Source organism: Brevibacillus gelatini (assembly GCF_050920745.1).
Lineage (GTDB): Bacteria > Bacillota > Bacilli > Brevibacillales > Brevibacillaceae > Brevibacillus > Brevibacillus gelatini.
The window spans coordinates 689,470-712,221 of record NZ_CP154342.1 but is presented as its reverse complement, the minus strand read 5'-3'; the positions used below and the strand labels follow the sequence as shown (position 1 = coordinate 712,221).

Genomic DNA, 22,752 nt, shown 5'->3' with positions numbered 1-22,752 from the left:
AGTGCCTGGCCACTTCCTTTTTCCCAAACATAATACAGTCAGCCGCCCGTTTGCGCAAGCGGGGCGACTGACTGCTTTTTTACCAAAATCCCATGTATTTAATTGGTGTACAGTTCTGCCCGGCGGTTGGCTACACTCGGCAGCTTGCCGCGCACGCGTTGAATCCGCTCCAGATCCAATTCCGTTACCAGCAAAGTTTCTTCTTCTCCCGCACTGGCAATGACGACGCCCATCGGATCGACGATCATGCTGCGTCCCGCAAAAATGTTTCCAACCTGGTCAGCCGCGCATACAAACATCGTGTTTTCGATCGCCCGCGCGCGAACCAGCGTCTCCCAATGATCCTCCTTCATCGCGCCCGCTACCCAGCCAGCGGGTACGAACAAAATGTCCGCTCCTTGCAGGGCAAACTGCCGCGCGATTTCCGGGAAGCGCACCTCGTAGCAGACCATCAGCCCGATTTTGCCAAACTCCGTTTCCACTGCGCGATACGGATTGTCGCCAGGCGCAATAAAGTCTGATTCGATATAGGAAAAAGCGTCGTACAAATGTGTCTTGCGGTAGGCGTGAATCAGTTCACCCTCGCGATTGAGAAAGACTGTCGTATTGTAGGCGCGATTTGCATCCCCTTCAATCGATTCAAACACGCCGCACACCACGTAAATGCCATGCTGTTTCGCTGCTTCCGCCAGTCCGGCAACAAACGGGCCGTCCAGCTTTTCCGCTACCTCTGCTGGTGTCACTCCCGACTTCGGCGTGGCAGGAGTGCTGTACATCTCGGGCAAAATGACAAAGTCTGCCCCGGCTTTTTTGGCTCTGGCGATATAGTCTTGTGCTTTTTGCAGATTCAGGCCCTTGTCCATCGTCGCTGTCAGTTGTGCAATCGCTACTTTCATCTTCCATCCCCCATCCTTCCCATACGTTCAAACTCTGCTCGCTCTTATATGCTAGTATAACGGAATTTCGCCCAGTTCCAAGCCATATTGCTTCCGCGCAAGCACTTGACAACAGCTAACTTTCCTGTCCTCTTTTTCGTGCCGACCTCCAGTCCAAAATACTCTGTCAGTCAAAACTTTTTACCAATTTGCGCGTATCATACTACTATATGGAATATTCACCTGCATATGATTGAACTTTTCGTACAGGAGTCGGCGTTTCATGAATCCTTTTGCTTCCGTATCCATGCTGGAAACAGCCAAGCCCATCCGCAAGGCGTCACCAGGCCTCGATCCTCATATCGAAATGTACAAGCTCTTTCTCACCGCAGAAGAGGCGGTAGAAATCCATATCAGCAATTTGACACACCCATCCTCTGCCATTGATGTGTATGACGTACACGGAACAAAGCTGAGTGAGGCCCGCTTTGCTTCCGATGGCACCATCATCCTGCCCTTTTTCCCCCGCGAAGACGGCTTCTACTACATCAAGCTGACGATTGGGCCAGACCCTGACCCGCAGCACGCCTGCCAGCTGCATGTCGACAAATACGTTCGCCTGAGCGGCGCGATTGACAGCAACCGCGTGTTTACGGCCAAAGACGGCCCTTACCTGATCGGTCCTGAAGACGCGATCATTCCTGCCGGCGTCTGTGTCAGCTTCGAGGCCGGCACCTCCATCAATGTCCGCTGCCAGCACAAGCTCATCGTCCAAGACAACGGCTCCCTCTCGTTCAATGGCGAAGCCGACAAGCCTGTCGTCATCATCGGAGCCATTGACGACGGCAGCTCTCACCGCTTGCGCCAGCTCGTCCTCGCTCCGCTGGCCAAAACCAGCTTCGCGCACATCCTCGTGCAATACGACCATGACGAGGACGGCGTTGACTTTTTGGCCACCTCGTCGCCGTTTGTCGAAGGCGCTACAACGCTGGAACAGTTTCAGGCCGATATGGCGCATACAAGCTATTTGGAAAGAGCGATTGTCGTTCCGCCTTCTGCCCGGCTCGCCTTCATCAAAACATGGTTTCAGCAAACCAGCCCGTACCGCTTCAACCTGTTTGACGACCTGCTGCCGTCAGAGCTGTACTTCGGCATAGACGTCACGACATTTGCCCACTGGGAGATGGAAACAAAGCGGATCGACGAGCAACGCTCCCAGGCTCAAGACGTGAATTACTGGGATTTCGTCAACGGCAACTTCACGGCCGATCTGCTGGAAGCAACCCACCTGTTTGCCAGCAACCAGCAAAGCTCCGAGCCGCGCCTGCAGCGCCTGATCGATTTTTTGCTGATCGCCCAAAAATGGCGCAAAAAGCACGGCTATTTCAAATGGTATGACTTGATCGACCCGTTCAACGAGCACGACGACGAATTTTTCAAGACGTTTGAAGAGATGTCCTCTGCCTTCTGGCTGGCGCACAACACCTCGATCATCTACTGGGATACAATCGCCCGCGATCTGGGCATCTGGCAAAAGGAAAGCTTCTTCGAGCGGCAATTCATCAACTCGGTCATCGTGCGCCTGCATTTCGCTGCCGACCTGCCGTTTTCGCTCCCCGGATACGGGAACAACATTCCGCCCGTCGGCTTTTTGGGCATTTCCATCCACTACGGACCGCTGCGCTATCCGCAGCAATACCCTGCTCCCGGACCGGAATCTGCGGTAAATTACGGCCCGCTCTCCACAGCGGAATATTTGAAGTTCCTCCTGGTGTCGCTGGTAAAAGGCAAAACCAATCCCGTCTACACCTGGTGGATTCCTACGCAGGCTGACAAAGAACTGTTCGAGATTCTCAACGAAAAAGGCGTCTCGCTCGAATCGCCGCCGGAAGACTGGGATCGTGAATTTGTCCAGCCTGCGCAAAAGACACTGGAGGAAATTCGGGCGCACTACCTTGGACCACTGACGCTGCGGCCGAGCAGAAGCGCAAATGGCTATTTGCCAGCGCAAAGCACCCTGGGCACGACCTGACTGAATGGAGTAGAGCCGGAACGCAAAAAAGCTGCCCTTCCTCGAAGCGCTGTCCTCGTCATCTTGCGCGGACCCGCTTCAAGGGAAGCAGCCTTAGTGGCGGACGATATTTTTTCCGTAGTAAATCTCGTCCATCTCCATTTGCAGCCGCTTGGTGATTTCCGCTTGCTCCGCAGGCGTCAGCTTGTCTTTTGTGTAGCCAAACAGGTAATTGTTGAGATCGAACTGCCTGCGCTTGCATTTGGTGTGGAAAATATTGTCCTGGTACACGTTCACGTCGATCATGTGAAACAATTCTTTGATTTCCTCGGGAATATAGTTTTGAATCGAGCTGATGTCGTGGTCGATAAACAGCTTGCAGCCGTGAATATCGCGGGTAAAGCCGCGCACCCGGTAATCAATGGTCATCAGGTCGGTATCGAACGAGCGGATCAAATAATTGAGCGCCTTCAACGGGGAGATCTCGCCACAGGTCGATACGTCAATGTCTGCGCGAAACGTGCTGATCTCCTCATCGGGATGGTATTCCGGGTACGTATGAACCGTAATGTGGCTTTTGTCGAGCTGTAGCACGACATTTTCCGGCAGCGGACCAGGCGATTCCTCATACGACTCCGTCGGTACCTCCACGACAGGGCCTTCCGAAACAAGAAACGTCACGCTGGACCCTTGCGGCACGTAGTCCTGCTGCGCCACATTCAATACGTGTGCCCCGATAATCTCGGAAACATTTTTCAGGATGCTGGTCAGTCGGGCAGCGTTGTACTGCTCATCTATGTATTCAATATACGCCTTTCGCTCCGCTTTCGTTTTGGTGTAGCAAATGTCGTACATGTTGAAGCTGAGCGTTTTCGTCAAGTTGTTGAAGCCGTGCAAGGTTATGTGCTGATCTTTCGTCGATTCCAAGTCGCTTGTCCTCCTCTGTGATGAGTGAGTCTTTCGCCATGGTTTTCCTTTTTTCATGGTGCCCATTCCGGGCAAAAAAATGAGACAGACAGAAAAATGATCCAGCATCATTAGCCATTACTTTTTGCTCATTCACACCTGATGCAAAAGTACCGAAAAGCGATGAATCCGTCTTTTTTTCTTACTATCTTTTGGAAAACGATGCTAGAATAGGATTGCATACTAATTTTTAATAGAAAGGAGAGTGAGGACATGGAGTGGTATGTGAAAGTTTTGAAAAACTATGTCAATTTCAGCGGTCGCGCCAGACGCAAAGAGTATTGGATGTTTACACTGTTCAGTGTCATCATTTCATTGATTCTCGTAATCATCGAATCCTTGATTGGTCTGCCGCAATCCTTGAGTACGCTCTACTCGCTGGCTGTCATGCTGCCGGGTCTGGGTGTATTTGTCCGTCGCATGCACGATACAGGAAGAAGCGGCTGGTGGATTCTGATCGGGCTGATTCCACTAATCGGTTCAATCATCCTGCTTGTGTTCTTGTGCCAGGATAGCGCCCCGGATAACGACTACGGTCCAAATCCGAAAACAGAAGGAAGCCTGTCAGCGTAACACGCGAAAGCCTCTCCCCATTTTTTTGCGGGAGAGGCTTTTTCATTTTACTGCTTGGCTACTTGAACCAGCCTTTTTCCTTGAACCGCATGATCGCCTCGATCCGGTTGCTCACGCCGAGCTTGTCGAGAATGACGGAGATGTAGTTGCGCACAGTGCCCGTCGTGATGAACAGCTGGCTGGCGATTTCCTTTGTGTTTTTGCCGTCCGCGATCAGCAGCAGCACTTCCTTTTCCCGCTCGGTCAACGGATTTTCCTGCCCGTATGCCTCATCCACCAGCTCCGGGGCGTAAATCCGCTTGCCCGCCATGATGCTGCGTATGGAGCTCGCCAGCTCCTCGCTGGGGCTGTCCTTGAGCAGATAGCCGTGTACTCCGGCCTTCAGCGCCCGCTCGAAGTAGCCGGGACGGGCAAAGGTGGTCAGGATCATCACCTTGCAGCCGCCGCCTTTCAGTTCCTCTGCGGCATCCAGCCCGCTTTTCACAGGCATCTCGATATCCATGATGCAAATGTCGGGCTTGTGCAAATGCACCAGCTTGACGGCATCCTCGCCGTTGCCCGCTCTCCCGACGACCTGCATGTCTTCTTCCAGATCGAGCAGCGAAGCCAGAGCGCCAAGCAGCATCCGCTGATCCTCTGCAATGACGATGCGAATCATGCTCCCGCCTCCTTTTCCGGTTGTTGGAAGGCATTCGGCACCCGAAACACAACCTGGGTGCCAGACTCCGACGACTGAATGTCCATGCTGCCGTTGACAAATTCCAGGCGCTCGCGCATCCCGCGCAGCCCGTTCCCCCGGCAGGCGGCTCCTTCTGCCATCCCGCGGCCGTTGTCGATGACGCGCACGATCAGATCAGTCCGGGCTGGCTCGATGACGATGGAGCATGCCGTGGCGTTGCTGTGCTTGACGACGTTGGTGACGGCCTCCTTGAGACACATGCTGAGCACGTTTTCCGCCATCAGGGAGGTGTGCTGCAAATCCGGATCGCCTTCCAGGGAAAAGTCGATTTCCGCCGCCTTGAAAATTTGCTTGATGCGGAACATTTCCTCCGTAAGCCGTGTCCCCCGCATCTCTGTCACCATTTCCCGCACCTCCTTCAAGGCGCTCCGGGCTGTCTGCCTGATTTCTTCCAGCTCGCTCTGCGCACGGGCAGGGTTTTTCTCGATCAGCTTTCGGGCCAGATCGCTTTTCAGCCCGATCAGGGACAGCTTCTGCCCCAGCGTATCGTGCAGGTCGCGGGCGATGCGCTGCCGTTCCTCCAGCTTGACCAGCTCGGAGATTCGCCTGTTCGCGTGGTTCAGCTCTCCTTGCAGCTTTTCCCGCTTGTTCCGGTTGTACGTCGTCACCGGCAGCAAAATGACGGCGATCAGGCTGACGAGCACAAACGGCAGCTGGCTGAAAAACTGCGCGTTTCCCGAAAGAAAGCCCATGTTGATCGTCACGACGGTACTCGTCAAATGAATCGTGTACAAGGTGATGAAGCCGATCTTGTTCTGGATATTGCCGATGAAAAACGCCAGAAACAGCGAGAAGTACACATAGCCGAACATGACCGTCATCGCAATCGAGATCACGATCTGCAAACTGGTCCAAAAGTAGATCAGCCAGCCCTTCGCAAGAAACGCCAGGACGTAGCAAACGAAAAACAGAATAATCATCGCGATTCCGCTCACAACTTCGTACGTGGAAGACGAGCGAAAGATGAAGTAGAACGGCAGGATGTAGAAAACAACCCACACATACGGACTCAGGCCCGTGTTTTTATGGAGAATGTGATACCACTTTTGCATGGATGCCCACCTTTTTTGTTGGCCACTACTTCTCAGTGTATCGGAATGCAGGGGATTCGGGCAGGCTTATTTTCCTTCCAGACCGGCTTTTTTCCTGTGCAGCACGTCGATAATCGCCTCAGCCGATGCCGGCATTTGCTTGACTGGCTGCTGGTTGCGTTCCGTGATTTCCTTGAAGCTGACAAAGCGCTTGCTCTCTTCATCCCACAGACGGAAGCGCAATGATTTCAGACTGGTGGACAGCGTAATCGTCGTCGCCATTTGCAGCGGCGGCGTCTCGTTGTGCGCTTTTTCCAGATGGTAGTTTGGCACCTTCGGACTCAGATGATGCACGTGGTGGAAGCCGATGTTTCCCGTAATCCACTGCAGCAGTCTCGGCAGCTTGTAGTAGGAGCTGCCCTCTACGGCGGCCTTCACGTAGCTCCACTCTTCCTCTTTTTCAAAATACGAATCCTCGAATTGATGCTGCACGTAAAACAGCCAAATGCCAAGCATCCCGGAGATCAGAAAGACGGGGCCTTGCACAAGCAAAAACGCTTGCCAGCCAATCGCCCAGATCAGAAGCGTATACAGGCCAGCCAACAGGACATTGGTCAAATACGTGTTCAACCGCTCTTTGTGGCGGGCTCCCTTGCGATTGAAACGGTACTGCAGCGCAAACACATAGATCGGACCGATTCCGAACATGACAAACGGATTGCGGTAGATGCGATAGGCGATTTTTTGCCAAAGCGGAGCTGTGACATATTCCTCAACGGTCAAAATCCAGATGTCGCCGACACCGCGCTTGTCGAGGTTGCTGCTCGTCGCGTGATGAATGGAATGGCTTTGCTTCCACTGTTCGTACGGAACGCATGTAAGCACACCCGTGATCGTACCGAGAATGTCATTGGCCCGGCGGCTTTTGAAAAAAGACTGATGACAGCAATCGTGAAAAATGATGAACGTGCGGATGACGAAGCCCGCTGTCAGGATCGCCAGCACAAGCGTCAGCCAGTACGATACGGACAGGCTGAGATAGGCGGCATACCAGAGCAAAAGCAGGGGAAGAATCGTGTTGACCATCTGGCGAATGCTCGACCTGGTGTCTGTTTTTTCAAAGGGGGCCACATTCTTTTTCAGCTGGGCGATGTTCGATTGATGTATCAATTGGTACCTCCTCGATTGAACCGCGCGGATGCCTTGGGCAACATCAGACGCAATTTTCTATCTTTATTGTAAAAAATGCGCGCTGCTCCCTGTAGTCATAAACGTCAAGTCGAGGGTATGACAAATGTCATGGTATCACGAAAAATACTCCAACAAATAAACCGTCTGCTCCTGCGGCTTCCACAGGGCAAATACCGTCCCGCCGCCGAACACGGACATGAAGCGAAAGCGTTCGGTCGCTGCGCACACCATGCTTTTGTCGATTCCGTAATCGTACTTGACGTTCCATTGCAGGTTCAGGAAAAACTCTTCGCTCAGCTCCTGCGCCGTCTCCTGGTCGATCAGCACAGGCGAGTCGTCATGGTCACAGCCTTCGGTCAGTTCGGAGACATGGCGGAATTCGCCAGTCCGCTCATAGTGGTATTTCGTAAACTCATAGCTGTAGAACGCTTCGGCATAGTAGTCCACGTCAAAATCGGCCACCTCCGCCAATTCGTCAATGAGCCGCTCCTTGTATGCCTCCACCGTTACTTTCTCTTTCCAGTATGCTTCCTTGTTTTTCGCAAAATCGGCCTGCAATAGAGCGTAGACCTCCTCTACGTTGCCCCCGCCAAACACGCCCAGATCGCCGATAAACTCGTACTTGCCCGCCAGGTAGCGAAATCCGAAAAAATTGTTCTCCGCATAGCGGTACTCTCGCTCACAGTACAACCCATCCGTCCCGAGCAAATGAAACGTGTACGCGCTGCCGTCCTGCCTACAGGCAAAGCTGAGCAGCGGCCTGAAATAGCAAGCGAGCCTCTCGTCTGTAAAAACGTCGCTTGCCTTCGGATACAGAATGACTCCGTTTTCCTGCCATTTTTTCACCATGTTTCTCTCCTCCTCTATCTCTACAGCCACGAGCCGAAGAAGGCTTGTACCGCCTGTCTGGATTAGCCGGGCATTAGCGGATCATTGCCTCCAGGACACTTGTTCGAAATTTCTCACATCGCATTCCCGTTTTTTCCCTTTCCAGGACTTACGAGAAATATTTTCCTGCTGTATGATAAAAAAAGAAACAACAAAATTGAATTTGATCGAAAAGGAGTTTTTCTCTTTGAAAAAATGGGCCTGTTTTCTCGCAGGCTTCCTTGGAGCGGCCGTCCTTTTGGCAGGAACACCCGGCCTTGCCAAAAGTCTCACGCAAAAAGTAACAGCTCGTTTTGCCAATATCCAGCTTGTCGTGAACGATCAGGTCGTGAAAACAAGCGCCAGAGCCATTCATCTATAACGGCAGCGTCTACGCTCCTGTGGCGATTGTCGCCAATGCGCTCGGGATCAAGCAGGAGTGGGACAACCAGACTCCAGCGGTTCGCTTCTCCACCTCCACCGCCTCTCTGCTTCCTGCAGACAGCACAAGACCTCATCCCTTGCCCGGATGAGGTCTTGTGTGTTGCGTTGCAATCTGTATCTACGATTGTCGTACTTTTGCCGCGCGGAACATCAGCAGGAACAAATACGGCGCCCCCAACAGCGCGACCACGATGCCTGACGGGATGTCTTTTGGAATCATCACGACTCTCCCGATTAAGTCGGAGGCGGCCAAGAGAACCGCGCCCAACAGGGCAGAGACGACGACCGCCCTGCGGTGATGCGCCCCGACCAGCAAGCGTGCCGCATGCGGCGCGAGCAAGCCGATAAACCCTACAGCCCCGACGCTGGCAACAGCCGCCGAAGCAAGCAAAACAGCAATGACCGCTACAGCAAGGCGCGTCCGGCGAACCTGCAAGCCCAAGCCAATCGAGCTTTCATCGTTAAAAGCGAGCAGATCCACACGCCGCCCCAGCCACCACGCCAGCGGAGCCAGTACAATGACCGCAGGCAGCAGTCGGCTTATTTCCGTCCAGCCGCGTCCGTAGGTGCTGCCTGCCATCCAGGCGAGCGCTGGTGCGGCCAAAAGCTGTGCTTTTACGATCAATATATTGATGAAAGCGGCACCCGCTGCGGCCACCGCGATCCCGACCAGCGTGAGAATGATCGGGTTCAAGCCTCTTCGCCACGACACTGCATACACAATCGTTGCGGAGACAATCCCTCCGAGCATGGCTCCGAGCGGCATCCACGCGGAAAACTGCGGGAACACGAGCAGCAAGAGGATGGCTCCCACGCCCGCGCCGCTGGTCACTCCGACGATTTGCGGATCAGCGAGCGGGTTGCGCACGGCACTTTGCATGAGGCTGCCGCTGATCGCCAAGGCCATTCCCGCCAGCATCGCGGTCAACAGCCGCGGCATCCGCAGCTCGAACAGAAGCTGGCTGTACATCTCGTTTCCTTGCCCCAGGAAAACGGCGATGATTTCCGCCCAAGGCAAGTACAAGTTCCCGATTGCCAGGCCGTACATCCAGACGAGGACGAGCAGCACGCACAAGATAATGACGACGATCGGATACGGAACTTTGCGCTGCCAGCCGCCTACGCTCATCGTGGTCTGCGCCCCGGAACCCACACCTCCGCTCAGCTTGCGGGATACCCGCATCGCCAGCCAGATCAGCCACGGCCCGCCAATCGCCGCCGTAATCGCACCTGCAGGCAGCTCGCCATAAGCATTGATAAACGTGCGTGAGATCGTGTCAGAGGCAACGAGCAGCGCCGCCCCCCAGATCGCACTGATCGGCAACAGCCAAATGTGTCTTGTCAGCCTGCTGAGCCGCACCAGATGCGGTGCCACCAGCCCGATAAAGCCGATCGGCCCGACTACGCTGACGCTGACAGACGTAATCAAAATCGCAATGAGCATGGCGACAAGCCGCGTTTTGCCGACCTTTTGCCCAAGCGACTGCGCTGTTTCCTCGTTAAAGCTGAGCACATCAAGCTGTCTGGCCATCAGGCAGCTTGTGAATACCCCGAGCAAGATCAGCGGCCAACTGAACTGCACGCCTGTCCAGTCGTTTTGCTTCAACGAACCGGAACCCCAGATGAAGATCCCTTGTGTCGTTTCTTCATGAAACAAAATAATGGCACTGGTCAGCGAAGAAAACACGAGGGTCACGATCATCCCGGACAAAGCTACGCGCACGGGCGTTCCTTTTCGCCCGCCTGCCATGTAGTAAACGGCAGCAGCAGCCAGAATCCCTCCCGCCATGGCAAATGGCAGCGGGTACTGGTGCAGGATCGCTGGCCAAAAAACCATTCCAAAGACGACAAACAAGTAGGCTCCGGCATTGACGCCAAGCGTCGTTTCCGAAGCAAGCGGATTTCGCGTCACCGTCTGCATGATCGCGCCTGCAACCGCCAAAGCCGCGCCGGATAACAGCCCCATCACCGTCCGCGGCAGACGGACGCCGTGAATCATCTGATGGTCGGCAATCTCTTGTGGCGAGAGGATCGCTTCGATCACAGTACGGACCGAGATGTCAGCCAGTCCTTGTGTCAGGCTGACAAACGTGAGCAGCACCAAGAGCACGATGCCGCCAAGCAGCATCCATAACGGCCGCAAGCCTCCTCCTAAAGAAGAAGGGGCTTGATGGATGCCGCTTGGGGCATGGCTTTCACGCTTGGCCAGACTCATTTCGCCAGCAGATCAGCAGCTTTTTTCGCCATGAGCTGTGCGGACAAAGGACCGCCGTATGGCCACATGTCGCCGCCCAATGCGTAAATGCGATTTTCCTTGACAAATTTGAGGCCGTTCCAAACCGGGTTGTTTTTCAACTGGTTCTCGATGACGTTGTCATCCTCCTGAATGATATGCAGGAAGTTGGCATCCTGGAGCGCAGGAAGTGCTTCCACGTCTGTCGTCGTCATTCCGTTTGGCTCAAACTTTTTAGGTTTGTAAGCGTTGGTCAGTCCGACGCGGTTCAAAATCTGGATCGCGGTAGAGTTGTCTGTGGACAGACGGAATTCCACGGCGTTCTGGTTGCTGTAACCCATGGCGAGGACGATTGGCGTTTTGTCCATGCCAGCTTTGACGATTCGCTCTTTTGCTTCTGCATAGGTTTTGTCGAGCTCTTTCAGCACCTTTTCTGCTTCCGCATTTTTGCCCAAAATATCGGCAATTTCTTTAAAAGTGTCAATCATTCGGGTATATTGATCGCCCTGGCCCTCTTGCGGATAGGCATCAAACGCGATGGTCGGCGCGATTTTGCTCAGTTCGTCGTAGTTTGCTTCCACGTTGCGCTTCATGCCAATAATGAGGTCAGGCTTGAGCAGCATGATCGATTCCAGGTTTGGCGCGACGCGGCTGCCCACGTCCACTACATCCGGAGCAATTTCTACAGGAAGCTTGACCCACTTTTTCATATTGGGAATATCGGCAATACCTACAGGCTGCATGCCGAGAGCCAGCACATGCTCAGCACTGCTCCATTCCAGAGCGACAACGCGCTCGGGAACGCCTTTGATAATCGTTTCTCCCATCAAGTGCTTGACCGTGCGCACTTTTTCTTCCGCTGCCTTGTCCGCCTCTGGCTGCGCAGATGCCGCCGGCTGTGCCTGCCCGGAACCGGATTGGGCGTTTTGAGTAGCTGTCCCTCCGTTCCCGCACGCTGCCAACAGAAGCATGGCAGACAAAAAGACGAGCAGGATTGGTAACTTCATGATACGCATGTTATGACTCCCCCTTTTTTTCGTTGCAACACGCGAAAGATGCGTAGTGTTGGTCATGCTTTCCATCAATGATGATAATGATTATCATTTTCTTTGTCAACATGCGAATTTGCGAATGCTTTCCGTTTCCTTGTCCAACAAAAAATCCCCCTCATGCGAGGAGGACTTTTTCGCTATAATTACGCTTCTTTCGGCAACACAATTCCCCGATATAGCCGAACCGTGATGAGGTAGTAGATCGCGTACACGGCAACAAAAATGGCAATCGGAAGCCAGATGTTCACATACGGGTTGAGCAGGATAACCGAAAACATTTTCATCCCTACCAGTACATGCAAGAGGCCCAGCAGCGCAGGGAAAACGAATACGACAAACAGCTCCTTGTAGATCGAGCCAACCAACAACTCCTTGCGCACGCCGATTTTTCGCAGCATGCTGTAGCGGCTCTTGTCGCGGGTAGCGCCGGACAAGATTTTGAACATCAGACAGCTTGCCATCATCGCCAGGAACGCGATTCCCAGGAAAAAGCCCATGAACAGCGTGCCGCTGGTAAAAGCGTAAACCTGCTGATAGGTGCTGTATTTCGAGTTCAGGTAGACTTCCTGGTCGTCCTGTTGCCCGGACTTGAGCAGTTGCATTTGGCGCTCATCCATCGCTTTCAAGTCGTCCTTGTACTTGAGAAAATCATCCACCTGTGCTACGAGAACCTTGTGCTCACTGCCCTTGATTTTTGCAAACGTTTCCCGATCGACGATTTGCACGGCGCGGTCCGCGAGCATCTCGTAGCTGCTGATGAACTCGCGGGAAATCGCTTGGCCCCACTCTTCCGGCACACTGGCGAGCTTCGCCTCTTCGTCCGGATCGTTATCCATGATATACGCCTTTTCCGGCAACGGCTGCGTTACGCGCTTCGGCTCGTTATCCGGCGAATACGGCTCCATCGTGTTTGTGGAGATAAGCGGAGGATGTGCCAGCAAGTCATCCTTGGTGAAGTAGTAGGCTTGTTCGTCCTTCTTGTAGCGATACGTATTTTGCTCCAGCACTTGCATATGGGCAAGCGCCTGGTAATCCTCAGCGACCGGATCGTGCAGCGTTATGTCGTAAATGCGCCCGATGCTCGCCACCAGCTCAACATTTTGCTGGAAGGCCAGCCCGCCCGCCATCGCGCCGACGCCCAAGGCGATCAGCATCGCGACAGTTCCCAATATTTTCGTCAGATTGTTGATGCGAAAACGAAGCTGGGCCAAAGTGAAGGCATTCAGTTGACGGTCGTTCAGCTTCTTGTTGTTTTTCAACATCTGCACGAATACAGGCAGCAGCGAGATGAAAACGAGATAGGTCCCAATCGTCGTCACTATGGCTCCGACGATGAAGCCTAAAGCAACATATAGTTCGAGATGCGTCAACAAGTAGTAGCCGAATGCGATCAGCAAAATCCCAAGGATGGCGACCACCATCGTGCCGATGCCTTTTGCCTTGATGTTGTCATTTTGCTGCTCGGCAGAAATAAGGTCCAGCTCTGTCGCTCGCGCCAGACGAATGGCGTTGATCGTCGCCGTCATCAGGAACAACACGAGGAAAAAGCCCCACGTCATCCATAAAGCCGGCAAGTAAAACGGATCGTACCCGTCAGCGGAAATGTCCAGTACGCCCATCAGCAATTGCCCGATTCCGCTGGACAGCACAATCCCGACAAGGCTGCCGATCACAAGGGAGACAACCCCCATCAGCAACGTTTCCCCGAACAGCATCTGGCTGATCCTGGCTTTTTTCGCCCCGAGCACCATGTACATCCCCAACTCTTTGCGTCGGAGCGAGAGCAAAAACGAGTTTGCGTAAAAGATGTAGAAGATCGTAATGAACGCCAAAAGAAACGCCCCTACATTGAAGACGATCCCGATCGAGCGAATCATCGAGTTTGCTTTCACATAATCGTCATTCATGCCCAACGTCTGGAACATGTAAAAAATCGAAATGGAAATGACCAGGCCAACCAGAAGCACCAGGTAGTCCTTCATCATTTTCCGCATACTCGATAACGACAACTTCAACAGCATGAAAACTTCCTCCTAGCCATCATGAGATGCACCCAGCTCAGCCAGTACATCCAAAATTTGTTTGAAAAATTGCGGGCGGTCGGTTGTGCGGTGAATTTCGGTGTACAAGCTGCCGTCCTGGATGAACAGGATGCGCTTGCAGTAGCTCGCGCTAAAAGCATCATGCGTGACCATCATGATTGACACCTGGTGGTTTTCGTTCAGGTCGGCCATCGTCTCCAGCAAGCTTTTCGCGTTTTTCGAGTCGAGTGCCCCCGTAGGCTCGTCCGCAAGCAAAATCGCCGGTTCATGCACCAGGGCGCGCGCTGCGGCAGCACGTTGCTTTTGTCCCCCGGAGATTTGCACCGGATACTTTTGCAAGATTTCGCTGATGCCAAGCGTCTGCGCGACCTTGTTTACCTTGTCGCTGATCTCTTTGGAAGGCACGCCTTGCAGCGACAGCGGCAGTGCAATGTTTTCGTACACTGTCAAATTTTCCAGCAGATTGAAATCCTGAAAAATGAAGCCGAGCTTTTGCGAACGGAAATCGGCCAGTTGGTTTTGTTTCATTTGGGTAATGTCTGTTCCGGCGATCTGGATGAAGCCCGCCGATGGCCGATCCAGTGTGGAGATGACGTTCAGCAGTGTCGTTTTCCCTGATCCAGACGGGCCCATGATTCCGACGAACTCTCCTTTTTCAATCGTCAGCGATACGCCCTTCAAGGCGTGGGACTGGCTCTCTCCCTTTTTCCCGTATATCTTTTGAACGTCCTTGACTTCCAAAACGGCTGTACTCACTCGTTGTTCCTCCATTCGTTTGTTTGTGGCATTCGGCTGCCTTCCGAGCTTCTCTTCGCTATTTACTGTAACCCGTTTCCAGATGGGGTGCTATTGATCTACCTTACAGTTTGCTTTCGTTTTTGTAAGGTGTGGGCTTTGCCAGGAGCTTTGGAACGCAAAAAACCATCCTTCTTCTCCGACTTCAGCGTGTGCTCTGCGGCTTTGCCACTTTTTCCCTCCCCTTTTTTCATTTGGTAAAAGGTAGATTTGACATCCCCGCACATAACATTTACACTAATTAATATTTCAAGTGATTAACTATTAATCAAATATATTATTTTACACGTAAAACAGGAGCGATAACATGCCGAGCCAATCCGGTCTTACTGAATTCGAACAGCTCTACATCCAGGTGCAGCGAAGTGTCTCCGCCAAATGGCACAAACGGCTGGACCCGCTCGTCTCCGCCTCGCAAGCCATGCTGCTGCGAATGCTGGACAAACACGGGCCGTTAAAGGCTTCGGCACTCGCCGAGCTTTTGCAGATCACGCCCGGAGCGGTGACCAGTCTTTCCGATAAATTGATCGCCTGCGGTTATGCCAGCCGCAGCCGGGTCAGCCACGATCGCCGGGTCGTCTGCCTGAACATTACCGAGAAGGGAAAAGCGATTTTGCAGCAATACAAGATCGAACTCAAAAGAACCATCGGGGACTTGTTCGCCGGGCTGTCAGAGGAAGACCTTGCGCACTTGAATCGGATCTACCGACACGTTTTACACAACATCGAACAACAACGAGAGGAGAATGACGCGTGAACGGGTTAACCGAAAAAAAGAAAATCACCATTATGATCGCGATTATCACGGCCATGTTCTTTTCCGCGATCAACCAAACGATCATTGGCGTTGCCATGCCGCGCATTATCGCCAAGCTGGGAGGCATGGATTATTACTCCTGGGCCATTACCATTTACTTGCTGACTTCCACCGTTGCTTCCGTCCTGGTCGGAAAGCTGTCGGACATATACGGACGCAAGCCGTTTATTTTGGCCGGGATCGGACTGTTCAGCATCGGGGCTTTGCTATCCGGCTTTTCCGGCACGATTTTTCAGCTGATCGCCTATCGCGCCATTCAAGGGGCCGGTGCCGGGATTATCATGTCCACCGCCTTTACCGCCATGGGCGACCTGTATGAACCCCGCGAGCGAGCCAAATGGACCGGGGTCATGAGCGCCGTATTCGGCGTTTCCAGCGTCGCGGGTCCGCTCTTGGGTGGATATATCGTGGATCACCTGGACTGGCATTGGGTATTCTGGATTTTCTTGCCAATTGGACTGATCGCATTCACCTTGATCTGGCTTCATTTTCCGCAGGTGGAAAAACGTCAGGGCGAATCCGTCGACTACTTCGGCTCCCTGTTTTTGACGACGACCATCGTTCCGATGCTGCTCGCTTTTTCCTGGGCAGGAGAAGGGCAAAACCAATACGCCTGGGGCTCCTGGCAAATTCTTGGCCTTCTGGCTGTCACGGTCGTGTCCTTGCTCGTGTTCCTCTGGGTGGAAACGCGGGTAAAAACACCTGTACTGCCGCTCAAGCTGTTTAAAAACAGCATTTTCACTGTCTCCAATCTGGTCAGCTTTTTCCTGAACGCCGGGATGATGGGAGCGATCATCTACGTTCCGTTTTTCGTCCAGGGGGTAAAAGGAATCTCGCCTACCATGGCCGGCTACGTCGCCATGCCGATGTCGATTGCCATGCTTGTGACGTCTGCGCTCGCCGGACAATGGATGACCAAGACAGGCAAATACAAAAAGATGGCGATCAGCGGATTGCTCGTCATGACAGTCGGCATGGTGCTGATGTACTTCATGGTGCCGACCACGCCGATTTACTTGCTCGTCCTGTACATGATCGTGCTCGGCCTTGGCATGGGCATCGCGATGCCCGTCTTCTCTCTGACCGTGCAAAACGCAGTCGCTCCGCAGGAACTGGGGGTCGCCACCGCTACCTCCCAATTGTTCCGCAACCTGGGCGGTACGATTGGAATTGCCGTCATGGGCAGCGTCATGAGCACCAGCATGTCCACGAAAATGAACCAACTCTCGGCTGACATGAGCCAGAGCGCGGCCTCGGTGGCTGCTGATCCGGCGTTGGCTGAAAAGCTGTCGCTGTTCACCAATCCACAAAACTTGCTCGATCAGCCCAAAATCGAAGCAGCGCTGCACAGCTTGCCGCCGGAGTCGCAGACCGTGTTTGCCCACATGCTCGACACGATCCGCGAAGCGATGAGCTACGGCATCACCACCACCTTTTTGACCGGAGCGATTGTGGCTGGCTTTGCCGTTGTACTCGCGCTGTTTTTGAAAGAAATTCCGCTGCGTGGTCAAAATAAGCCGGGGCAAAAAAAATCGTCCCAAAAGCAGACAACAGATGCCACTGAATGGGACGGTGCGCAGGCTGCGGGAAAAGCTTGAGAGTAAGATTATGAAAAAAAGGGGAGCACATCGACGTGCCCCCTTTTTTTGCTGCTCGACATTTCGGTCACTCTGCTCGTTTTACAGCCGCACTCTCCCTGTCCGAATCGCGTGGACATAGTTCCTGCGGCCGACATCCTCTGCGTGGCAGCAGAACCTTGCCATGCTTGCGGACAAAGGAAGCTAGATTCTGTTGCATGGTAGAACTATTACTTTGAAACAGAACATAAGCCCTGTCCCTTTTTAATTCCATTTATGATAAATTTATCATGGATTTTGTTGCAAAGAGAATTTTATAAATGGGGTGACGAAGATGAACCTGTTAAAAAGCTTTCTGTTAATATTGTTGATCTTGGTGGGAATTGGTGGATGTGGGGGGGCCACTGACAATCGGGAAGAAAATAGCGGTGCAACTGAAAATCCAATTAGCAACCAGGGAAATGTAATGAGCTTATAAAGACGATAAGGAATATCCATTTGGATTTGTGATAAAAACAGATTCTTACTAATGTTTTTGAAGTGAAATTTGTTCCTCAGTTCGGTTGTCTTTTTCTTTGAAGAATCTGTGGTACTACTCTGTTTGATCCAACGGTCAAACGCAGATGCACGCAGAGCGTATTCTCTCAAATATATGCACGCGGTTTTCCATTCTCATAAAGTTGAACCATCTGCTGCTAAAACTTGTCTGTAAATGACCGACGCTCACGTTTCTCCATAGCATTCTCTTCCCTATCGATTTGATCTCAGTATAGCCGATCCACTCTAAATCTCAAAAGGCGGATGCCCCCATTTTTTACAGCTCCAATGATTAATAGAAGGCCAAATACCAGTTTATATCCGAACCGTACAAATAGGCTGTAACAGCCCCCAGCGCCATAAACGGCCCAAACGGAATCATCGACTTGCGCGTCGCTCTCTTGCTCACCAGCAGAGCAAGCCCATACAAGGCGCCAAATGCCGAAGAAAGAAACACCGTCAAAATGAGCAACGGCGGCGACAGAAACATCCCGATCACCGCAAACAGCTTGACATCGCCGCCCCCCACCCCGCCACGCGTGATGAGCGCAAGCAGGAAAAACAACAAAAAGCCTGCCGCCATCCCGATCAAATGCGCTGCATAGCTGGCGTCGCCATAGGGCCAAAAAAAGCGCCCGACGAGAAAAAGCAAAAAGAACGGCAGCAGCACTCTATTCGGAATCAGCCGATACGCCAAATCCGCCACCGTAATGATCGCCAGCAAGGAGACAAACAAGACCCCGAGCAACGTCTCCCAGGTCAGATCGTACCGCAAATAGACAAGGACAAAACCAAGCCCCGTCAAGCCTTCCATCACGGGATAGAGCGGAGAAATGGCTGTCTCACAGCCCTTGCATCTTCCTTTTGCGAGCAGATAGGAAACAACCGGAATGAGTTCTATGGGCAATAACCGCCGCTTGCAGGTCGAGCAATGCGACGGTGGGTGAAGGATAGACTCTTTTTTTGGCACTCGCAGCCCGACTGTGTTGTAAAAGGAGCCAAAGAGAAGGCCAAGGAGGAAGAAAACGATGGAGAGTGGCAGTTGAAGCATTTCTTCACCTCTGCTGGGAGTATCACTGCGAATTTTTTCCTAATATTAGCAATTCCAACATACCACAACCGCCTTTATATCGTCTATTAAAGAGAATTGGCGAATAACCGAACAGCTGAGCTTATGCCCTTTGGCGCCCTTCTCTGTTCACCAAGTTCACAAGCTGTGATTCGTCGCAGACATACCTTTTCTTGCTCCATTGGTTTATAGTTAAAAAGGATAACATCGTACACCCTCATGGAAAAGGATGCGAACCATGCAAAAAATCATTGTTGTAGGTGCCGGAATTTTAGGTGCTTCGACGGCGTATCAGCTTTCAAAAAGAGGCGCAGAAGTCATCATTGTGGATCGAAAACATAAAGGCCAGGCCACCGATGCTGCCGCAGGGATTATTTGCCCGTGGCTGTCGCAAAGGCGCAATAAGGCGTGGTACAAGCTGGCGAAGGAGGGCGCGCGTTTTTACCCCTCGCTGATCGCCGAACTTGAGCAAAGCGGCGAGACGAACACCGGATATGCCCGTGTCGGCGCACTCAGTATTCACAAAGACAGCGAAAAGCTGCTCGCACTGGAAAAGCGGGCTCTCACGCGCAGGGAAGACGCGCCGGAGCTGGGCGACGTCACCGTGCTTTCTCCTGACGAAACAAACGAGCTTTTTCCTCCGCTCGACGCGGAGTACGCCGCTGTGCATGTAACAGGAGCGGCGCGCGTGGATGGCCGTGCCTTGCGGGATGCTTTGCTCCGAACTGCGCAAAAAAACGGAGCCGTTCTATTATACGAGGAAGCAACCCTGCTGCATAACGGAACACGGATCACCGGCGTACGTGCAGGCGCTGAAACGATCACCGCCGATGCTGTCATCGTCTGTGCCGGAGCGTGGGCGAGCGAAATTCTCCAGCCGCTTGGCGTCCAGTTCAAAGTCACCTTCCAAAAAGGGCAAATCGTCCATCTGGAATATTCAGACTTACACACAGGCAACTGGCCAGTCGTGATCCCCCCCAACGATCAGTATTTGCTCGCCTTCGATGAGCAAAAAATGGTCATCGGAGCCACGCACGAAAACGATGTCGCGGGCTTCGATACACGGGTAACATCAGGCGGCTTGCATGAAGTGTTCACAAAAGCGCTGGACATCGCCCCCCGCCTTGCCGACAGCACATTCGTGGAAGCGCGAGTAGGCTTTCGCCCGTTCACGCCGGGATTTCTTCCTGTCTTCGGCCCGCTCCCCGGATGGGAAGGGATTTTCGTTGCCAACGGCCTTGGCGCGTCCGGCCTGACGATGGGGCCTTTTATCGGCGATCAAATGGCCAAGCTTGCCCTTGGCCTGGAGTTGGATATTCAGTTGGAGCATTACGCTGTCTCAGGCGCGATTGCTGCTGAATGAGAATGATTTTGCAAAAGTGAGGTCTTGTCCCTTTGCGGGGCGAGCCTTGTTTTTGTTTTCAGGTTGGTTGTCGGTTACTTTCGCTGACATTGTCGTGTATCGAGCGAAGGAAAGCCGTTGTAGTCTGGCGTAACAAACGGATTTTGTATGGCAGAAAGGCAAAGTACGTCTAGGGTTGGACTCCTAGGATCGGACTCAGTTTAAGGTTGATCGCATCGGTGCGACAGCTGGTATTCAAACTGGCGCTTGAAATCCGGTGAATGCGCGACATGCGAGAAGAGCCGGGAACCCCTTACCGATGCAGGTTCCCGGCTAGTTTCGCACCCCCGCTGTCTGCTGGTACAGTGGTGGCGATTATCCACATTCTTTTGGCAACGGCAAACAGTAAACAAACTGCTCGCCGAGCGGCCCCATTTTTCTTCGCCCGGTATCTTCAAAACCCACTGCCTCATACAGCCGCTGGGCAGGGATATTTTTATGGTTCACAGCCAAAACAATTTCCGTACAGGCAGGAAACTCGTTCCGGATAAACTCCGGCAAGAGAAGCAGTCCTTGCTTCGCATAGCCTTTGCCTTGCTGTGCATGGTTAATGGAAAAGGAAGTGAGCAGCATCGCGTCGGGGTTCGCGGAATACTCCTTTACTCGCTCTGTCGAATGCAGCAAAAAGAAGCCCACAGGTTCCTTTTCGCTTACAATCACAATCGGGTATTGGCCTTCTGTTACCGCCAAAGTATTGACTGGCAATGACGTAAACTGTTCCTGCTCCTTCGGGAGTTCGAACAAACTCAGCCCTGGCAGATGTTCGATGGAATATTGCGTCAATTCAACGTGAACGGGTTTGTTCATTGGAGTGTAGCACCTACTTTTTTCTTTTTACAATAGCACAGGAACGTATGTTTGTCAGCGGGTAAAGCGTGATTGTAAATGGAGGATAAGTTGTATGAGGGAATGGTCTTAGAGTCCGTCCGGGATAGTTACCGGTGCTACCATCATTGACGCAGTGCGCATCATGGCATTTCGCCGAATGGTTTTGTGCTCAAGATCGTCTCCCTGAAGGTCAGCGCGTGGCTCTTTGTTTTTTCTTCCATAAATCCACAAGGATGATGAAAGCCAGAATCAAAAGGGAGTGCTCGAAAGGCTTCAGGACGCTGGGATCGTCGTAAATAAAGCAAGCCACTATAAAGTTCAGGGCAAACGTGATGAAGTATCCAAACATTTGCTCACCTCTTATTAGAATTGGATTCGAATTGGGTGGATTTACTAATGTTGGACTGCGCAGTTTATTCATAATGTAGCCGGAGAAACAAGCTTGTACACCACGATCTGGCGACTTGTTTCAGTTTCCCGTTCCTTGGGTTATTATAGTTCAGATAGATGATCGGGGCCACCCCTGCCGCAGTGAGGGGAGCGGTGCGGTCTTTTTGGGGGAATGCGAACCTATGGTAGAAACGCTCTGCTTTTGCAGGGGGAGCATTATTGCGAAGTCGTAGATACTGGGCACGGTGATGTACGCCCTCGACAGCACTGTATGGTCGGCTCGCTAATCGCCTTTTTGTGTCGTACAATCCCGCGTTTTCCGCTCCTGACGATATTTCAATCCACACATCCGCGTAGGATGCGACCTTATGCCTAAGTCTGACTTCGCCTCCGAATGAAATTTCAATCCACGCATCCGCGTAGGATGCGACACAAGTGCGGTGCCTGCTCATGCAGCCAGGTCATATTTCAATCCACGCATCCGCGTAGGATGCGACTAGGTATGCACCATGACAAAGTTCGGCTGGTACGTATTTCAATCCACGCATCCGCGTAGGATGCGACCCGCGAAGAGTCGCTTTAACCCGGTAAACACCAATCATTTCAATCCACGCATCCGCGTAGGATGCGACCTGAGTTTTGGGGATGATTTTCTGCCCGAGCTGGATCATTTCAATCCACGCATCCGCGTAGGATGCGACGCAAATACAGACTGTACAAGTACCTCACCTTTGATATTTCAATCCACGCATCCGCGTAGGATGCGACCATATGATTTGATGCAATTCACTGGCCTACATGACAATATTTCAATCCACGCATCCGCGTAGGATGCGACGCCTGCAAAAATCCAAAGATTGCATCAACGTTGTGGATTTCAATCCACGCATCCGCGTAGGATGCGACTAACATTTCCGGCTGCATCCATAACGTAGACGTAATTTCAATCCACGCATCCGCGTAGGATGCGACTCCGAGTATTGGGCGGCGGCTGGCGCGATAGACGAATTTCAATCCACGCATCCGCGTAGGATGCGACTTGCCCGTGTCCGGGTCGTACGCAACGTGACACTTATTTCAATCCACGCATCCGCGTAGGATGCGACCGTTAATCAATGGCGCTTTCCTAATGCAATCAAAACATTTCAATCCACGCATCCGCGTAGGATGCGACCGTCGTATGCAATAGACGTCATATGACGAAACGTGACATTTCAATCCACGCATCCGCGTAGGATGCGACTTCGCTACTCGCTCGATCTACAATTTTTCAGCGAAATTTCAATCCACGCATCCGCGTAGGATGCGACTGA

At 52.6% G+C, this 22,752-nt stretch carries 19 protein-coding genes, 1 pseudogene and 1 CRISPR repeat array (1 of these 21 only partly in view); of the genes and pseudogenes, 7 read left to right on the top strand and 13 right to left on the bottom strand.

Annotated features, from left to right (window positions below):
- Positions 1 to 98: 98 nt before the first annotated feature.
- A complete protein-coding gene (locus AAFJ72_RS03680) occupies positions 99 to 896 on the bottom strand; it encodes a carbon-nitrogen hydrolase family protein (RefSeq protein ID WP_432776102.1) in 798 nt (265 codons plus the stop codon).
- A 262-nt stretch (positions 897 to 1,158) separates the two neighbouring features.
- On the opposite strand from AAFJ72_RS03680, the gene AAFJ72_RS03675 reads away from it, so the two are divergent.
- Entirely contained in the window at positions 1,159 to 2,907 is a 1,749-nt protein-coding gene (locus AAFJ72_RS03675; protein ID WP_432776101.1) for a hypothetical protein, read from the top strand.
- 93 nt (positions 2,908 to 3,000) lie between these two features.
- Here AAFJ72_RS03675 and speD read toward each other — a convergent pair whose 3' ends face one another.
- Complete coding sequence (gene speD / locus AAFJ72_RS03670) at positions 3,001 to 3,813, bottom strand: adenosylmethionine decarboxylase (RefSeq protein ID WP_432776100.1); 813 nt, start codon at positions 3,811 to 3,813, stop codon at positions 3,001 to 3,003.
- 252 nt (positions 3,814 to 4,065) lie between these two features.
- Between speD and AAFJ72_RS03665 the strand changes: the two genes are divergently transcribed.
- Entirely contained in the window at positions 4,066 to 4,425 is a 360-nt protein-coding gene (locus AAFJ72_RS03665) for a DUF805 domain-containing protein (RefSeq protein ID WP_122902998.1), read from the top strand.
- A 58-nt stretch (positions 4,426 to 4,483) separates the two neighbouring features.
- Here the strand turns inward: AAFJ72_RS03665 and AAFJ72_RS03660 are convergent, their stop codons facing one another.
- The 4 genes from AAFJ72_RS03660 to AAFJ72_RS03645 all read right to left on the bottom strand — a co-directional run bounded on the left by AAFJ72_RS03660 (position 4,484) and on the right by AAFJ72_RS03645 (position 8,235).
- Positions 4,484 to 5,083: a response regulator gene (locus AAFJ72_RS03660; RefSeq protein ID WP_432776099.1), complete on the bottom strand. Its 600-nt coding sequence runs from the start codon at positions 5,081 to 5,083 to the stop codon at positions 4,484 to 4,486.
- Positions 5,080 to 6,216, bottom strand: a complete 1,137-nt coding sequence (locus AAFJ72_RS03655; protein ID WP_432776098.1) for a histidine kinase — start codon at positions 6,214 to 6,216, stop codon at positions 5,080 to 5,082. Before AAFJ72_RS03655 ends, AAFJ72_RS03660 begins: the two co-directional genes overlap by 4 nt.
- A gap of 66 nt (positions 6,217 to 6,282) precedes the next feature.
- Entirely contained in the window at positions 6,283 to 7,362 is a 1,080-nt protein-coding gene (locus tag AAFJ72_RS03650; RefSeq protein ID WP_432777142.1) for a fatty acid desaturase, read from the bottom strand.
- Positions 7,363 to 7,500: 138 nt separating this feature from the next.
- Positions 7,501 to 8,235 carry a hypothetical protein gene (locus tag AAFJ72_RS03645; RefSeq protein WP_432776097.1) on the bottom strand — a complete coding sequence of 245 codons (735 nt, stop codon included), beginning with the start codon at positions 8,233 to 8,235 and terminating at the stop codon, positions 7,501 to 7,503.
- A gap of 226 nt (positions 8,236 to 8,461) precedes the next feature.
- Between AAFJ72_RS03645 and AAFJ72_RS03640 the strand changes: the two genes are divergently transcribed.
- Positions 8,462 to 8,635 carry a hypothetical protein gene (locus AAFJ72_RS03640; protein WP_432776096.1) on the top strand — a complete coding sequence of 58 codons (174 nt, stop codon included), beginning with the start codon at positions 8,462 to 8,464 and terminating at the stop codon, positions 8,633 to 8,635.
- A 19-nt stretch (positions 8,636 to 8,654) separates the two neighbouring features.
- On the top strand, positions 8,655 to 8,786 hold the full coding sequence (locus AAFJ72_RS03635; protein WP_432776095.1) for a hypothetical protein: 132 nt from the start codon (positions 8,655 to 8,657) through the stop codon (positions 8,784 to 8,786).
- Positions 8,787 to 8,815: 29 nt separating this feature from the next.
- Here AAFJ72_RS03635 and fhuB read toward each other — a convergent pair whose 3' ends face one another.
- From fhuB to AAFJ72_RS03615, 4 genes are all read right to left on the bottom strand, one after another.
- The gene (gene fhuB / locus AAFJ72_RS03630; RefSeq protein WP_432776094.1) at positions 8,816 to 10,840 is read right to left on the bottom strand and encodes a Fe(3+)-hydroxamate ABC transporter permease FhuB; all 2,025 of its coding nucleotides are present in this window, start codon (positions 10,838 to 10,840) and stop codon (positions 8,816 to 8,818) included.
- Between the two features lie 68 nt (positions 10,841 to 10,908).
- Entirely contained in the window at positions 10,909 to 11,946 is a 1,038-nt protein-coding gene (locus AAFJ72_RS03625) for an ABC transporter substrate-binding protein (protein ID WP_432776093.1), read from the bottom strand.
- Positions 11,947 to 12,125: 179 nt separating this feature from the next.
- Positions 12,126 to 14,003, bottom strand: coding sequence for an FtsX-like permease family protein (locus AAFJ72_RS03620; protein ID WP_432776092.1), 1,878 nt, complete (start codon positions 14,001 to 14,003; stop codon positions 12,126 to 12,128).
- 12 nt (positions 14,004 to 14,015) lie between these two features.
- Positions 14,016 to 14,780, bottom strand: a complete 765-nt coding sequence (locus AAFJ72_RS03615) for an ABC transporter ATP-binding protein (protein WP_432776091.1) — start codon at positions 14,778 to 14,780, stop codon at positions 14,016 to 14,018.
- Positions 14,781 to 15,126: 346 nt separating this feature from the next.
- Here AAFJ72_RS03615 and AAFJ72_RS03610 point away from each other — a divergent pair, with 346 nt between their 5' ends.
- On the top strand, positions 15,127 to 15,576 hold the full coding sequence (locus AAFJ72_RS03610; protein ID WP_432776090.1) for a MarR family winged helix-turn-helix transcriptional regulator: 450 nt from the start codon (positions 15,127 to 15,129) through the stop codon (positions 15,574 to 15,576).
- Entirely contained in the window at positions 15,573 to 17,234 is a 1,662-nt protein-coding gene (locus AAFJ72_RS03605) for an MDR family MFS transporter (protein ID WP_432776089.1), read from the top strand. The genes AAFJ72_RS03610 and AAFJ72_RS03605 overlap by 4 nt, the downstream gene beginning before the upstream one ends.
- Before the next feature lie 517 nt (positions 17,235 to 17,751).
- Here the strand turns inward: AAFJ72_RS03605 and AAFJ72_RS03600 are convergent.
- Positions 17,752 to 17,902 (bottom strand): annotated as a pseudogene (locus tag AAFJ72_RS03600) (IS3 family transposase); the annotation flags it as partial.
- Positions 17,903 to 18,042: 140 nt separating this feature from the next.
- Positions 18,043 to 18,801 carry a prepilin peptidase gene (locus tag AAFJ72_RS03595; protein WP_432776088.1) on the bottom strand — a complete coding sequence of 253 codons (759 nt, stop codon included), beginning with the start codon at positions 18,799 to 18,801 and terminating at the stop codon, positions 18,043 to 18,045.
- Between the two features lie 256 nt (positions 18,802 to 19,057).
- On the opposite strand from AAFJ72_RS03595, the gene AAFJ72_RS03590 reads away from it, so the two are divergent.
- A complete protein-coding gene (locus AAFJ72_RS03590; RefSeq protein ID WP_432776087.1) occupies positions 19,058 to 20,182 on the top strand; it encodes an NAD(P)/FAD-dependent oxidoreductase in 1,125 nt (374 codons plus the stop codon).
- Between the two features lie 354 nt (positions 20,183 to 20,536).
- On the opposite strand, the gene AAFJ72_RS03585 is transcribed toward AAFJ72_RS03590, so the two are convergent.
- A complete protein-coding gene (locus tag AAFJ72_RS03585) occupies positions 20,537 to 21,028 on the bottom strand; it encodes a GNAT family N-acetyltransferase (RefSeq protein WP_432776086.1) in 492 nt (163 codons plus the stop codon).
- A gap of 744 nt (positions 21,029 to 21,772) precedes the next feature.
- A CRISPR array of direct repeats spans positions 21,773 to 22,752; the repeat unit is 32 nt; unit sequence ATTTCAATCCACGCATCCGCGTAGGATGCGAC (it continues 533 nt past the right edge of the window).

Bases quoted from the DNA above. Each gene is read 5' to 3' on its own strand.
- AAFJ72_RS03625 (WP_432776093.1), bottom strand. From the start codon at position 11,946: ATGCGTATCATGAAGTTACCAATCCTGCTCGTCTTTTTGTCTGCCATG.
- AAFJ72_RS03595 (WP_432776088.1), bottom strand. From the start codon at position 18,801: ATGCTTCAACTGCCACTCTCCATCGTTTTCTTCCTCCTTGGCCTTCTC.
- AAFJ72_RS03665 (WP_122902998.1), top strand. From the start codon at position 4,066: ATGGAGTGGTATGTGAAAGTTTTGAAAAACTATGTCAATTTCAGCGGT.
- AAFJ72_RS03620 (WP_432776092.1), bottom strand. From the start codon at position 14,003: ATGCTGTTGAAGTTGTCGTTATCGAGTATGCGGAAAATGATGAAGGAC.
- AAFJ72_RS03660 (WP_432776099.1), bottom strand. From the start codon at position 5,083: ATGATTCGCATCGTCATTGCAGAGGATCAGCGGATGCTGCTTGGCGCT.
- AAFJ72_RS03680 (WP_432776102.1), bottom strand. From the start codon at position 896: ATGAAAGTAGCGATTGCACAACTGACAGCGACGATGGACAAGGGCCTG.
- AAFJ72_RS03645 (WP_432776097.1), bottom strand. From the start codon at position 8,235: ATGGTGAAAAAATGGCAGGAAAACGGAGTCATTCTGTATCCGAAGGCA.
- AAFJ72_RS03655 (WP_432776098.1), bottom strand. From the start codon at position 6,216: ATGCAAAAGTGGTATCACATTCTCCATAAAAACACGGGCCTGAGTCCG.
- AAFJ72_RS03610 (WP_432776090.1), top strand. From the start codon at position 15,127: ATGCCGAGCCAATCCGGTCTTACTGAATTCGAACAGCTCTACATCCAG.
- AAFJ72_RS03590 (WP_432776087.1), top strand. From the start codon at position 19,058: ATGCAAAAAATCATTGTTGTAGGTGCCGGAATTTTAGGTGCTTCGACG.
- AAFJ72_RS03585 (WP_432776086.1), bottom strand. From the start codon at position 21,028: ATGAACAAACCCGTTCACGTTGAATTGACGCAATATTCCATCGAACAT.
- AAFJ72_RS03675 (WP_432776101.1), top strand. From the start codon at position 1,159: ATGAATCCTTTTGCTTCCGTATCCATGCTGGAAACAGCCAAGCCCATC.